Origin of the sequence: Brachybacterium sp. GCM10030267, assembly GCF_042666875.1 — a bacterium.
GTDB lineage: Bacteria > Actinomycetota > Actinomycetes > Actinomycetales > Dermabacteraceae > Brachybacterium.
The window spans coordinates 381,123-394,460 of record NZ_JBHTCX010000002.1 but is presented as its reverse complement, the minus strand read 5'-3'; the positions used below and the strand labels follow the sequence as shown (position 1 = coordinate 394,460).

At 72.0% G+C, this 13,338-nt stretch carries 9 protein-coding genes; 2 read left to right on the top strand and 7 right to left on the bottom strand.

The window, feature by feature from the left end; all coding sequences use genetic code 11:
• Positions 1 to 37: 37 nt before the first annotated feature.
• Positions 38 to 1,441, bottom strand: coding sequence for a M48 family metallopeptidase (locus tag ACFQS2_RS02140; RefSeq protein ID WP_377792572.1), 1,404 nt, complete (start codon positions 1,439 to 1,441; stop codon positions 38 to 40).
• Between the two features lie 147 nt (positions 1,442 to 1,588).
• On the bottom strand, positions 1,589 to 2,977 hold the full coding sequence (locus tag ACFQS2_RS02135) for an aldehyde dehydrogenase family protein (protein ID WP_377792571.1): 1,389 nt from the start codon (positions 2,975 to 2,977) through the stop codon (positions 1,589 to 1,591).
• 98 nt (positions 2,978 to 3,075) lie between these two features.
• Between ACFQS2_RS02135 and ACFQS2_RS02130 the strand changes: the two genes are divergently transcribed.
• A complete protein-coding gene (locus ACFQS2_RS02130) occupies positions 3,076 to 4,206 on the top strand; it encodes a TlpA family protein disulfide reductase (protein WP_377792570.1) in 1,131 nt (376 codons plus the stop codon).
• 3 nt (positions 4,207 to 4,209) lie between these two features.
• Here ACFQS2_RS02130 and manA read toward each other — a convergent pair whose 3' ends face one another.
• The 3 genes from manA to ACFQS2_RS02115 are packed head-to-tail and all read right to left on the bottom strand — an operon-like array spanning position 4,210 to position 8,341.
• The gene (gene manA / locus ACFQS2_RS02125) at positions 4,210 to 5,412 is read right to left on the bottom strand and encodes a mannose-6-phosphate isomerase, class I (protein ID WP_377792628.1); all 1,203 of its coding nucleotides are present in this window, start codon (positions 5,410 to 5,412) and stop codon (positions 4,210 to 4,212) included.
• A gap of 2 nt (positions 5,413 to 5,414) precedes the next feature.
• Positions 5,415 to 6,572, bottom strand: coding sequence for a hypothetical protein (locus ACFQS2_RS02120; protein ID WP_377792569.1), 1,158 nt, complete (start codon positions 6,570 to 6,572; stop codon positions 5,415 to 5,417).
• A gap of 11 nt (positions 6,573 to 6,583) precedes the next feature.
• On the bottom strand, positions 6,584 to 8,341 hold the full coding sequence (locus ACFQS2_RS02115; RefSeq protein ID WP_377792568.1) for a pyruvate dehydrogenase: 1,758 nt from the start codon (positions 8,339 to 8,341) through the stop codon (positions 6,584 to 6,586).
• Between the two features lie 531 nt (positions 8,342 to 8,872).
• On the opposite strand from ACFQS2_RS02115, the gene ACFQS2_RS02110 reads away from it, so the two are divergent.
• Positions 8,873 to 10,780: a calcineurin-like phosphoesterase C-terminal domain-containing protein gene (locus tag ACFQS2_RS02110; RefSeq protein ID WP_377792567.1), complete on the top strand. Its 1,908-nt coding sequence runs from the start codon at positions 8,873 to 8,875 to the stop codon at positions 10,778 to 10,780.
• Positions 10,781 to 11,005: 225 nt separating this feature from the next.
• On the opposite strand, the gene ACFQS2_RS02105 is transcribed toward ACFQS2_RS02110, so the two are convergent.
• On the bottom strand, positions 11,006 to 12,328 hold the full coding sequence (locus tag ACFQS2_RS02105; protein WP_377792566.1) for a hemolysin family protein: 1,323 nt from the start codon (positions 12,326 to 12,328) through the stop codon (positions 11,006 to 11,008).
• A 41-nt stretch (positions 12,329 to 12,369) separates the two neighbouring features.
• Positions 12,370 to 13,329 (bottom strand): serine hydrolase domain-containing protein, encoded by a 960-nt coding sequence (locus tag ACFQS2_RS02100; RefSeq protein ID WP_377792565.1) that lies wholly within the window; start codon positions 13,327 to 13,329, stop codon positions 12,370 to 12,372.
• Positions 13,330 to 13,338 lie beyond the last annotated feature (9 nt).

Genomic DNA, 13,338 nt, shown 5'->3' with positions numbered 1-13,338 from the left:
GCCGCTCGTGGTGGGAGGAAGGTCTGCCGGGCAGCTCCTACCCCGTCCATCCCGTCGGCCCTCTCGGCCCTGTGCGCCCGAAGGGATCCGCGCCGGCGTCGGGCTCCGTGCCGTCGGCGTCGTCGCGGTAGGGTCCCGGTGGGATCACGTAGTCGGTGCGATCCGACAGCAGCGGCGCAGAGACCTGCAGGGATCGCAGCGGGGGACGTGAGGAGTAGTCCGCGCCGGGGAAGCGGCCGAACTGGTCGCCGGTCCCGGCCGGCCGGGTCCGATCCGCGGCCTCGAGCATGGCCATGGCGTCCCCGGGGGTGGGGAACTTCGAGGACCACACGTGTCCCGGAGGCAGCGGCGAACGGAACAGCGCACCGCCCGGTCGGGTCCACAGGGACCCGGGCTTGGAGCGATCACGCAGAGCGTGGGCTCGCCACGTGATCACCGGGTGGGAGGACAGCCAGTTGACCCAGTGGACGAAGAAGCTGGGATCGGTCGCGGCGCGATCGGCGACCTCGTTGACGTTGACCTCGGCATTGAGGTATTTGCCGCCCGAGAGGACACCGATCACGCCCGGTGCACCCTCCGGCGCGAAGCTGTAGCCGAAGTTGTCGGCCGTGTACTCCTGGGCTCGGGAGAACGCGGAGCCCAGGATCGGGATCATCCGCAGCACGTTGACGAAGACCAGTCGGAAGTAGGAGACGTGGCCGGCGGCGAGGTGGCCCACCTCGTGCCCGATGACGAAGCGCAGTGCCTCCCGGTCACGGTTCTCTCCGCCGACCTCGAACATGTCCGAGTGGATCACCACGAAGCGACGGAAGCCGTGGCCCGCGGCGAAGGCGTTGACGACTCCGTTGCCCATCAGCACGTAGGCATCGGGGACCCGGCGCATGCCGTACTGCTGGGCGGCCTCGACCACCATCCGATACCCCTCGGGGAACTGGGTAGGGCTCATGCGCACGGCCGTGGCCCGCATCCGCGCGTACATCACCGCACGCGCCCACCAGGCCAGGATCGGGAACAGCGGGAGGATCGCCACGAGCTGGAGGGCGAAGGGGATGAACCCCACATACCGCCACAGCTCGCTGACCGTCGCCTCACCCTCCAGGACCTGCAGCACGACGGTCGAGACCATGAGGGCGATCCACCCGGCATAGGTCAGAACCGTCAGTCCGATGCCGACGGCCAGGAGAGGCAGCTCCCACGGGTGCCGGATCCGTCTGCGACCGAGTACCCCGTGCGTGGTCGCACCGTTGATGAGGTTCGGGTCCTCGGGCCGGCTCCGGCCGGAGGGCCCGGGGTTCGGGGACGCTCCGAAGGGGCCGGGTGACCCGGGCCCCGAGGGGATGCCACCGTGCGGCGGTCCACCCGAGGGCGGGCTGCCCGGCGGCATTCCTCCCGGCGGCTGGGTGCCGGGGAACGACGGCAGTCCTGGAGGCGGTTGGGTCATGGCGCGCACGCTCCTTCGGTCCATCGGCCTGCAGAGGCCTTCGACGACGATAGCCTCGCGCGGCCCGATGCGCCCTGAACGAGCGCTGGACTGTGGACGAGAACCTGGGCTCCCGCGTCGCCCGGGCCGCGAGGCACTCCACCCGGGTCAGCGAAGCACGCGCCCCAGCAGTCTCCGCTTGAGGCCGCGATAGGGCGGGTAGACCAGGCGCAGGGTGTCCGGCCGCAGGGGTTTGCGGACCACCGGTTTGGCGTGGGTGAAGGTCTCCAGGCCGGCCCGCCCGTGGTACGCACCGGAGCCCGAGGCGCCGATCCCGCCGAACGGCATGGTGGGTGAGCCGACGTGGGCGAGGGTCATCCCCAGCGCCAGGGAGCCCGAGGAGGTCTCCGCAGTGAAGCGTTCCTCGACCTCCCGGCGACCGGTGAACACGTAGGCGGTCAGCGGCTTCTCGCCGGCGCGGATCCGGGCGATCGCCTCGTCCGGGCCCTCGACGGGGAGGATCGGCAGCACGGGGCCGAAGATCTCCTCCCCCATCACCGCATCGCCCTGCTCCACACCGGTCATGATCGTCGGCGGGAGGTAGCGGCTCGCGCGGTCGGCGCCGGCGGTGCCGCCGAGGGCGACCTTGTCGTCGTCGATCAGGCGCAGCACACGGTCGAAGTGGTCGGTGGAGATCATGCGTCCGTAGTCCGGGGAGCGCTCGGGCCGGGCGCCGTACATCTCCCGCACGGCCCGCCGCAGGTGCGGGACCAGCTTCGTCGCCGTGCGCGGGGTGGCCATCAGGTAGTCAGGGGCCACGCACGTCTGGCCGGTGTTGGTGAACTTCCCCCACACGATGCGGCGCGCGGTCCGTGCCAGATCCACCCCGTCGTCGACGAAGACCGGGGACTTCCCGCCCAGTTCGAGGACGGTCGGCGTCAGGTGCTCCGCGGCGGCGCGGGCGACGATCCGGCCGACGGTGCTGCCGCCGGTGTAGAAGATGAGGTCGACGCGCTGTTCGAGCAGGGCGGAGGTCTCGTCGGCCCCGCCCTCGACCACCCGCACCCAGGCCGGATCCAGATGCGTGCGCACGAGGTGCGCGATCGCCGATGAGGTGGCCGGGGCGAGCTCGCTGGGGGTCAGGATCGTGGTGTTCCCGCCGGCGATCGCGCCGATCAGCGGGGCCAGGGCCAGGTTCAGCGGATAGTTCCAGGGCGCGATGACCAGCACCAGCCCGAGCGGTTCGCGGTGCAGCTCGGCCCGGGAGGGCGCCTGCAGCGGCCCCAGCGGGAACCGTTCGGGGCGCAGCCAGGAGCGCAGGTGCCGGCGCACGTGCGCGATCTCCTGGGTCAGGACCCCGAGCTCGGTGATCACGCTCTCGGTGCGGGATTTGCCGAGGTCCTCGGCGAGAGCGCTGGTCAGGCGGCGGTGCTCGGCGCGCAGTCCGCGGCGCAGGGCCTCCAGCTGGGCCAGGCGGGCCTCGACCCGGCGGGTGGTGCCGGCGTCGAAGGACTCGCGCAGGGCCGTGATGTCCGCGGCGGGATCGTGGGTCGGCATGGGTCCACGATAGGAGTTCGGGGATATTCTCGAAGAATGCCCGACCCCCGCTCCCGAGCCGCCCGCCGTCGCCTCTCGCCCCACCACGGAGCGCGGCGATGACTGTCCTGGTCACCGCGCCGATCCTGCTGACCATGACGCTGCTGGTCTCCGGGCTGGCCAAGCTCGGTCAGCGCGACATCACCGCCGACGCGATGGTCTCGCTGCGCCTGCCCGCCCGCTCGTGGCACCCGGTCATCGCCACGGTGCTGCCGGTCGCGGAGATCGTGCTGGCTCTGGGCCTGTGGGTGCCGGTCGTGCCGCTGCAGACGGTGGTGGCCGGGCTGATCGCCGTGCTGATGGTGACGTATCTGGTGATCATCGCGCGGGCGCTCACCGTCGACGAGGCGGTGGAGTGCTCGTGCTTCGGCACCCTGGGCTCGCCGACGGTCTCCCGCGGCACGCTGTACCGCAACGTGCTGCTGAGCGTGCTGGGACTGCTCACGGTGGCGTTGGCCGCCGCCGGCGACCTCACCCGGATCCTCGTGTATCACCCCCTGGCGCTGCTGGCCTGGGTGCTCGCGGTCGCGACGGCCGTGGTGCTGACGGGGCTGGCCCTCGGCGGCCTCGAGCCGGAGACAGGAAAGACCCGGTCGGTCCCCGCCAGCGAGAAGGCCGGGCAGAGCCCGTCGGCCTCCGGCGGCGAGGAGGTCGAGCAGGACGAGCTGCTGGACTATGAGCGCGCGGCGATTCCCGCGGGCGTGCTCCAGGAGCGCTCCGGGGAGCTGTTCACCCTGCGCCGGCTCAGCGCCCGGCAGGCGGTACTGCTGGTGTTCGTCTCCGAGGGGTGCGGCCCGTGTGAGCGCGTGATCGACCAGGTGGCCGGCTGGCATCGCGACCTCTCCGCCTACATGCAGGTCAAGGTCGCCTTCTCGCGGCCCGTGGAGCAGCTGCGCGAGCGCACCACCCAGCGCGTGGGCGAGCACGTGCTCTACGACCCGCAGTTCAGTGCCCGGGAGGCGCTCGGGGGACGCACCGCTCCCTGCGCGGTGCTGCTGGGGGCCGACGGGCTGCTCGCGGGTGGCCCCGTCACCGGCGGCACCGCGGTGATCGAGTTCGTCGACGAGATCCGCGAACAGCTCCGCCTCGCCCAGGAGGACGGGGAGCTGCCCGCCGCCCCGGAGGACGGAGAGCTGCCGGAGGCCACGGACGACGCGCAGCTGCCGGCGCCGCAGGACCGAGCGACCTGAGCGTCAGGGCACGCTGGCCTGCGCGAACCTGCCCCTGCCACCGGCCCGCAGGGGCCCGTCGGCCGCCGGGACGAATGCGGCGCCGCCCGCGGGCAGCAGGTGCGTGCCGCCGCGCGTGCCCAGCAGGACCTCCCCCTCGAGCCCGAGCACGATCCTCGGCCCGGTCCCGGGGATCGGATGGCACGGCTGCGGCGGACCGGTAGGGTCCGAGAGCTCGGTGAGGGCGAGCTCGAAGTCGTCGACGGGCGCGTAGTAGGCGATCGACGTGGCGTTCTGCCGCTCGGGGGCGACGCGCAGCGGGGGCGCGGCGGTGACGGAGACGCACTGGAGGACCTCGTCGGCGTCCACCTTCTTCGGGGTCAGTCCGGCTCGCAGCACGTTGTCGCTGGCGGCCATGACCTCCAGGCCCATGCCGTGGAGGTAGGCGTGCAGCGCCCCGGGAGGGACGAACATCGCCTCCCCGGGCTCCAGCGTCACCGGGTTCAGCAGCAGCGCGGCGACGACGCCGGGGTCGCCCGGGTGGTGCTCGGCCAGCAGCGAGACGAACCGGTCGATCCGGGGTGAGGGCGAGCTGCCAGCCGCCGACCGCTCCCGGCAGGCAGCGACCACCTCGGCGACCTCCTCCGCCGTCGGGCGCATGGACGCGGAGACCAGGGTGCGGAAGGCGGCGCGCATGCCGTGGGCCGTCGGGCTGCCGACCAGCAGCCCGTGCAGCCGATCGGTGAGGTCGGTGCCCAGCCCCTCGAGGATCGCGGCAGCCCGGCGCGGGGTGCGGAATCCGCACAGCGCGGTGAAGCGGGTCAGGGCGACGAGCATCTCCGGTTTATGGTTCGCGTCGCGGTAGGTGCGGCGCGGGGAGTCCAGGGCGAGCCCGGCGGCGTTCTCCGCGGCGAAGGATTCCGCGGCGTGCTCGCGCGTGGGATGGACCTGCAGGGACAGCGGCCGCTCGGGGGCGATCACCTTCAGCAGGAACGGCAGGTGGCCGCCGAAGGCGCGGCCGACGTCCTCCCCCAGCAGGGCCGGGCCGTCCGCGGCGATCACCTCGTCCAGGCGCCCGCCGCCGGGGATCGTCGCGGGAGCCAGCGGATGCGCGCCGAACCAGGCCTCGGCCCACGGGGTGCCGTCCGCCTCGCGGCCCAGGAACTCCGGCAGCGCCGTCGTCGATCCCCAGGCGTAATGCTGCAGCCGGCCGTCCAGGCCCAGAATGCTCACGCACCGCCCTCGAGAATCTGGGCGATCAGGCGAGCGGGTTCGTCGGCCGCTACCGGCGGCGCGGGGGTCGCGGGGCCGCCGGCGCGGCGCATCCCGTACCGCTCCCAGTACTCGTGCACCCACGACGGGGCGCGCGGGGCGTGGACCCAGGCGGGCAGGCCCCGCACCGCAGCCTCGAGCACCTCGGGGGAGAACACCGAGACGACCGGACGGCACAGTTCCGCCACCGTCGCGGCCGGGTCCTCGAGATCGATGCCGCGGCGGCGCAGCACGGTGTGGACGCCGCGGGCGACGGGGTCCCTCTCGCCCGGCCCGGGCCGGTACGAGGCACCGGCGGAGCGGCAGACGGAGTACGCGGCGCCGGCGGTGATCCGGCGGGGCAGCTCGAGGGCGTCGAGCTGGCCGAGGAACACGGGGCGCTCATCACTGCGGTCGCTCTCGCCCGCGACTGTGCCGGCCTCATCGGGGGCAGGGCCGGTCCCGGCGATCGCGTGGCCCGTCCCGGCGGGACCGGCCACGTCGTGCGCGGCCTGCCACAGCCATTGGGAGCCGACGGTGCGCACCTCGAGGTCGTCGCGGCCGGAGCGGTGGAACTCGGCGTCGGCGTCGCTCCACGCCAGCAGGGTGGTCTGCGGTGGGAGCGGCGGCGTGTACGGGGTCACGGCGGTGTGCTGGACGACGGCACTGGGGACGTCGGCCTCCAGCGCCCACTCGTGGACCAGCCGGCCCACGGGCAGGTGCCATCCCAGCGTGATGGCCGAGGTGATGCCGCGGCCCTCGAGACCGGCGCGCGCCGCGGGGAGGTTCTCGCGCTCCCAGTCGGTGTCGGCGAGCTCGGGCAGCTCGATCGACGCCGGTGCCAGCACGTCCACGGGAACGTGGAGGTAGGGCAGGGCGGTGAGCAGAGCGTCGCGGGCGGTGGCCGTGGCGGAGTCGACGCCGACCAGGATCCGGCCGCTGCCCTCGCCCGAGCGGGAGTGCAGCACCAGCGAGGTCGCGGCCGCGCCGGTGCTCTCCCGTGCTGTCCGGGCCGCCTTCCCCGGTCGCGCGGAGCGCACCAGGCCGGCCACGGCAGCTCGCGCGGCGTCGGTCCGGCTCCGGCTGCCGCGCCACTCCTGCCAGCGCTCCAGGCTGCGCGGATGGATGAGGGTCATGATCTCCCGCCTCAGCGCGGCAGGTTGCGCACGTTGCTGGCCGCCATGTCGATCATGCGGCCCACGCCGCCGCCGAGCACGATCTTGGTGCTCGCGGTGGCGAAGCCGCGGATCTGCTGGGCGGTGACCTTCGGCGGCATCGAGAGGGCGTCGGGGTCGGTGACCACGTCGATCAGCATCGGCCCGTCGGTCGCCAGCGCCTTCTCCAGGTCTTTGCGCAGCTTCTTGGGGTCGGTGATGCGCACCGAGGGGATGCCGACGCCGTGGGCGATCGCGGCGTAGTCGACGTCCTCGTGGTCGGTGCCGTGGTCCGGGAGGCCCTCGACCAGCATCTCCAGCTTGACCATGCCGAGGCTGGAGTTGTTGAACACGAGGATCTTGGTGTTCAGCTGGTGCAGCTTCACGGTGAGCAGCTCGCCCATGAGCATGCCGAGCCCGCCGTCGCCGCTCATGGAGATGACCTGCCGGTCCGGGTACGCGAGGGAGGCGCCGATGGCCTGCGGGAGGGCGTTGGCCATGGTGCCGTGGTGCCAGGAGCCGAACACGCGGCGCCTGCCGTTGGGGGTGATGTAGCGGGCGCCCCACACGTTGCACATGCCGGTGTCGACGGTGAAGACGGCATCGTCGGCGGCGAGGTCGTCGAGGGTGGCGGCGACGAACTCCGGATGGATGGGCTTCATCCGCTCGACGTTCTTGGTGTACGCGGAGACCACACCGGTCAGAGCCTTGTGATGACTCTTCAGCATGCGGTGGAGGAAGCGATGGCTCTTCGAGCTGGTCAGCAGCGGCATCACGGCCTGCAGCGTCAGGGCGACGTCGCCGTGGACGGCGAGGTCCAGCGGGATGCGGCGGCCCAGCCGGGAGGCGTCGGCGTCGATCTGGACGATCTTCGGGGGGTTCTTCGAGCTGCCGTGGCCGGGAAGGAACTCGGTGTAGGGGAAGTCGGTGCCCAGCAGGATCACCAGGTCGGCCTCGTGCATGGCCTCGTAGCAGGCCCCGTAGCCGAGCAGTCCGCTCATGCCCACGTCATAGGGGTTGTCGTACTGCATCCACTCCTTGCCGCCGAAGGCGTGGCCGATCGGCGCCTTGACCCGGTCGGCGAGTTCGAGCACCTCCTCGCGGGCGCCGCGCACGCCGGCACCGGTGAACAGGGTGACGGTGCCGGCCTCGTCGATCAGCTCGGCGAGGCGGCCGACGGGGCCGGGGGCGGGCTGGACACGGCCCATGTCGGTGGCGAGGTCCCGGGTCCACGGGCCGTCGTCGACCTCTTGGTCGGCGATGTCGCCGGGGAGCACGAGCACGGAGACGCCCTGCTTCGCGATCGCGGTCTGGACGGCGATGTGCAGCATGGTGGTGCCGTGGTCGCCGGAGTTGACCAGTTCGCAGAAGTGCGAGCATTCCTGGAACAGGGCCTCGGGGTGGGTCTCCTGGAAGAAGCCGGTGCCGATGCTGCCGCTGGGGATGTGCGAGGCGATCGCGAGCACCGGGGCCCCGTCGCGGTGGGCGTCGTACAGGCCCTGGATCATATGCGTGTTGCCGGGACCGCAGGAGCCGGCGCACACGGCGAGCTTCCCGGTCAGGCGTGCTTCGGCGCCGGCGGCGAAGGCCCCGGCCTCCTCGTTGCGCACGTGGATCCACTCGATGCCCTCGGTGGTGCGCACGGCGTCCACGATCGGGTTCAGCGAATCGCCGACGACCCCGTAGATGCGCTCGACGCCGAGGTCGCGGAGCTGGGTGACGAGGAGCTGGGCAAAGCTGGTGCGAGCCATCGGATTCCCTCCCGGGTAGCGGGGCGCCGGGACCGCGGTCCCGGCGCAGGGTGCGTCTACTCCGAGCCTACCGGGGCACGCCGGGTCCCGGCGCGCGGCGGCTCGCCCTGCGCGAGATGACGCTCCCCCACGCGCGTCGCCTCGCCCCGCGACGACACCCCCCTCACGCCGCCCCGCCCCGCGACGACACTCCCTTCACGTCGCCTCGCCCCGCGCGAGATCCGTGACTCGGTTGCTTTGAGGGCCGGATACCAACCGGTTCACAGATCTCGCGAAGGGCGGGCGCTGGCGGCGGGGATACATGGTGGCGGCGGGGGCGCGGTGACGACGGGGGCATAGTGGCGGCGGGGAGGCGCGGTGGCACGGGAAGCGCGGTGGCGGCGCCGAGGGGTGAGCGCGCCGGCCCTGTGCCCACGATGTCCGGTTGCGGGCAGCGATTGAACTCCTCGTCACGTCGAAGCCGCCGCGATGTCACCTGGGCTCCCTAGCGTCATACGGCGGAAGCCGACCACTCACGCGAGAAAGCTCCTCATGACACACCCCTCCCCCGCATCCCCCTCCTCCGCGCCCCACGCATCCGCCACCTCCCCCTCCTCCATCTCCGGCGCAGCCTCCTCCTCCGCGCCCGGCTCGACCCGCGCGGCCCGCTCCAGCCGCGCTCGCCGCCGTCTCGCCTCCACCCTCGCCCTCGGTGCCTCGGCAGTGCTGTGCGCGAGCATCGTCCCCACCGCGGCGAATGCCGACCCCGCCGGCAGTGACGCCCCCTCCGACGCTTACCAGGGTGAGGTCGAGGTCGTCCGCGGGCAGGCCGCCGATCCTGAGACCCTCCAGGGCGTCGTCTTCGATGACAAGGACAAGGACTCCACCCAGGACCGTGGCGAGAAGGGCATCGCCGGGGTCACCGTCTCCAACGGCCGCGAGGTCGTCACCACCGCGAAGGACGGCAGCTATGAGCTGCCGGTGTACGAGAACATGACCGTGTTCGTCACCCAGCCCGCCGGGTGGCAGGTGCCCGTGGACGAGCACAACTTCGCGCAGTTCAGCTACAACCACCTGCCCGAGGGCTCCACGGAGCTGAAGTACGGCGGGCTGGAGCCCACGGGCGAGCTGCCCGAGGCGGTCAACTTCCCGATGGGCAAGTCCAAGGCGACCAAGGGCTCGCAGCAGAGCTGCCCGATCGCCGCCGACACCCAGGCCTACGACCTCACTCAGATGGGCTACGCCCGCGACGGCGGCGTCAAGGACCTCACCGAGCGCCACGACTACGGCGGCTGCGGCTTGCTCATGCTGGGCGACAACGTCGGCGACGACCTCAGCCTGTACCCGGAGCTGAAGGACATCTACGCCGACGTCAACGGCCCCATCCGCGCCGCGATGGGCAACCACGACCTCGACTTCGATGCCACCGAGTCGAGCCACAGCAACGACACCTTCCGCCAGCACATCGGCCCGGCCTACTTCTCCTACGACGTGGGCGAGGCGCACTTCGTGGTGCTCGACAGCATCGAGTACCCCAACACCGAGACCGACGCGAAATACCTCGAGAAGATCGACCAGGAGCAGCTCGACTGGCTCGCGAAGGATCTCGAGAACGTGCCGGAGGACAAGAAGATCGTGCTGGCCACGCATGCTCCGGTCCTGGACCGCAACGGCGTGATCATCGACAACGCCACGGATCTGTACGACGTGCTCGAGGGCCGCGACGTCACCACCGTCGGCGGCCACACCCACACGCTGGAGAACAACCTCCCCGGCGACCAGCGCGCCGAGTGGGCCGAGGACGGCATCGACGAGCTCCCGCACCAGGCCCTGATCGCCGGGGCCGTCTCGGGGGACTGGTACTCCGGCGGCCTGGACGAGAACGGCCTTCCGTACGCGTACATGAACGACGGCGCGCGCCCCGGCATCATGACCCTCGGACTGGACGGCGCTGACCTCAGCGCCCGCTACACGGTGCGCGGTGAGGACGACGACGAGCAGCTGACCCTGGGCGTGAACTCGCCGACCTGGCGCGACTGGGCCGAGCAGGCGCAGGCGTGGCAGGACGACGACAAGGCCGGCGAGATGCCCGAGCTGGGCGATCCGAACACGGTCACGCGCGAGGACCTCACCGGGGGCACCTGGCTGACCGCCGACTTCTTCGGCGGCTCGACCGAGGCGACGGTCGAGGTCTCGATCGACGGCGGCTCCGCCAGCCCGGCGGAGCACACCCAGCCCGCCGAGGGTGAGGCGCTGGCGGAGGGCTTCGAGTACTCCGACACCGTCGCGGCCACGCAGAACCTGCGCAGCAGCGGCAACGTGACCACCTCGAGCGCCCACCTGTGGCGCCACCAGCTCAGCGAGGACCTCGCGGCCGGTACCCACACCGCCGAGATCACCGCGACGGACCGCAACGGGAACTCCTTCACGGAGTCCGTGCGCTTCACCGTTACCGACTGATCACCTCGGAGCGCACGACGCGTTCGGGCTCAGTCGCACACGCGAGGGCGGGCCCCACCGGGGCTCGCCCTCGTCCTCGTTCCCCCACGGCGCGCCCCGCGCTCCCCGCGAAGCCCACGAACCCCACTATGTGCGCGGCCGCCGCGAAGCCCCTGAATGCCACGGTCCCCGCGGGATCCGTGAACCGGTGGGAAAGGCGACCGAGTTCCCGTCACCTCACGGATCTCACGAAGCCGGGCGCTCACCCGGCTCCGGAGCGGCGACGTGGGTGAGCTGGACGGTCTGGACGCGCCTCTCGTCGACCTCGAGCACCTCCAGGCGGCCGCCGTCGATCTCGATCGTGTCGCCGGCCTCGGGGATCCGCCCCAGGCGCGCCATGACGAATCCGCCGACGGTCTCGTAGCCGCCGGTATCGGGCAGGGTGATGCCGGTGGCCGCCTCGAACTCCTGCAGGATCAGGCCGCCGTCGATCCGACCGTCGGCCTGGATCGTCCCCTCGAGCTCGCCGGCGGTGGGGCGGCCCTCCCGGTCGAACTCGTCGTAGATCTCGCCCACCAGCTCCTCGAGCAGGTCCTCCAGGGTGACGATGCCGTCGGTGCCTCCGTACTCATCGACCACCACCGCGATCTGCTCGGCCTGGGCGCGCATCCGGTTCAGCGCCGCCAGCACCTCGACGGTGCCGGGGATGTGCTCGATGGGCCGGGCGATCTCCGCCAGCCGCGTGGTGGCCGGGTCCTCGACCAGCAGCAGGTCCCGCACATGGGCGAACCCGACCACGTCATCGACGTCCTCCCCGATCACGGGGTAGCGCGAGACGCCGGTCTCCCGGATCACCTCGCGGGCCCCGGCCACGGTCGCGTCACCGGGAAGGAAGTGGACCTGGTGGCGCGGTCGCATCACCTCGACGACGGTGCGCTCGGAGGCGTCGAACACGTCGGCCAGCACCCGGGACTCGGCCTCGGCGAGGGCATCGGAGTTGCGCACCATGGAGCGGATCTCCTCGGCGGAGACGGCCTCGCGATCCGCGTGGGGATCACCGCCGACGGCCCGCACGACCAGGTTGGTCGAGACCGACAGCAGCCAGATCACGGGCTTCATCAGGCGGCCGAACACGCTCAGGGGAGGGCCGACGATCCGGGTCATGGCCAGGGCGTTCTGCATCGCCAGGCGCTTGGGCACCAGCTCGCCGAGCACGAGCGAGAGGAAGGCGATGACCAGCGTCATCCCGATCAGGGCCACTGTGGAGGCGGTGGTCTCGGACAGGCCCGCGCCGGTGAGCATCGGGACCAGGGACGGCGCGATGGTGGAGGCGCCGTAGGCGGAGGAGAAGAACCCGGCGACGGTCACCCCGATCTGGACCGCCGAGAGGAACAGGTTCGGGTCGCGCACCAGCTTCGCGGTGCGCTCGCCGCCGGCGCCGCCCTGCTCGAGCTGCCTGATCTGCGACTCGCGGAGGTTGACGATCGCCATCTCGGTGCCGGCGAACAGCCCTCCGACCAGTACGAAGAGCAGCACCAGGGCGAGGTTCGCGAGCGCGGTCCAGTCCATGGGCCAACGCTACCCCGGCCCACCGCAGAGCCTGGGACCGCTCACAGCAGCGGCAGCAGCTCCTCCCACACGGCGCGGAGGATCTCGGCCGCCCCGCGGCCCTCGAGCCGCGAGGTGACGGTCAGGACGGCGTCCTGTTCAGGCAGCACCACGATCAGCTGGCCGTAGGCCCCGTCGGCCCGCCAGGATCCCTCGGGCGTGCAGCGCCAGACCGCGCGGCCGTACTGCGCGCTCTCGGGTTCGGCTTCCCCGGTGGGCACCCAGGTGTCCTCGGCGTGGAGGGCATCGACCCAGGCGGCCGGCACGAGCTGGCGACCGTCGTACTCGCCGCGCTGCAGCAGCAGCCGGCCGATCCGGGCCAGCTGGCCGCTCCTCAGGTGCAGGCCGGTCGCGCCCCAGCTGTACCCGTCCCGGGTGGTGTGCCACTGGGGGTTGAGGATCCCCAGCGGCTCGAACAGGCGCGGCATCAGCCAGTCGCGCAGGGAGCGCCCGGTGCGTTCGCTGATCACCCGCGAGAGCAGGAAGATCGAGCCGTTGGAGTACTCCCACTTCTCCCCCGCTGCCGCGGTGAGGTCGGTGGAGAGGAACAGGGCGGCGAGGTCCTCGTGCTCGCGCTGCTCGTCGACGAAGGCGAGGATCGGGGACCCGGAGGTCATGGTGAGCAGGTGGCTCAGTCGCACCTGCTCGATCCCGGCGCCGTAGCCGGCGGCAGGCGCGGGAAGGTGATCGACGAGCCTGTCCTCGACGCCCAGCAAGCCCTCCTCCTCGGCGATGCCGATCGCGAGCGCGGTGACAGTCTTGGAGATCGAGTAGACGTTCTCGACGGTGTCGTCACTGAAGCGGTGACCGAGCTCCTCGTGGCCCGCGCGGTGCAGGTGGAGCGCGCGTACTCCCAGGTCGCGCTCGATGATCCTCTGGCGCAGCGGGAGCAGCAGCAGCTGATCGGGGATGGCGGGGTCGGTGCGGGCAGGAACGGAGCTGGCGGCGTCGGCAGGGTTCATGCTCGTGAC

Excerpts from the sequence above, each read along its gene's own strand:
- ACFQS2_RS02140 (WP_377792572.1), bottom strand. The coding sequence starts at position 1,441 with ATGACCCAACCGCCTCCAGGACTGCCGTCGTTCCCCGGCACCCAGCCG.
- ACFQS2_RS02135 (WP_377792571.1), bottom strand. The coding sequence starts at position 2,977 with ATGCCGACCCACGATCCCGCCGCGGACATCACGGCCCTGCGCGAGTCC.
- ACFQS2_RS02110 (WP_377792567.1), top strand. The coding sequence starts at position 8,873 with ATGACACACCCCTCCCCCGCATCCCCCTCCTCCGCGCCCCACGCATCC.
- ACFQS2_RS02105 (WP_377792566.1), bottom strand. The coding sequence starts at position 12,328 with ATGGACTGGACCGCGCTCGCGAACCTCGCCCTGGTGCTGCTCTTCGTA.
- ACFQS2_RS02130 (WP_377792570.1), top strand. The coding sequence starts at position 3,076 with ATGACTGTCCTGGTCACCGCGCCGATCCTGCTGACCATGACGCTGCTG.
- ACFQS2_RS02115 (WP_377792568.1), bottom strand. The coding sequence starts at position 8,341 with ATGGCTCGCACCAGCTTTGCCCAGCTCCTCGTCACCCAGCTCCGCGAC.
- ACFQS2_RS02100 (WP_377792565.1), bottom strand. The coding sequence starts at position 13,329 with ATGAACCCTGCCGACGCCGCCAGCTCCGTTCCTGCCCGCACCGACCCC.
- ACFQS2_RS02120 (WP_377792569.1), bottom strand. The coding sequence starts at position 6,572 with ATGACCCTCATCCATCCGCGCAGCCTGGAGCGCTGGCAGGAGTGGCGC.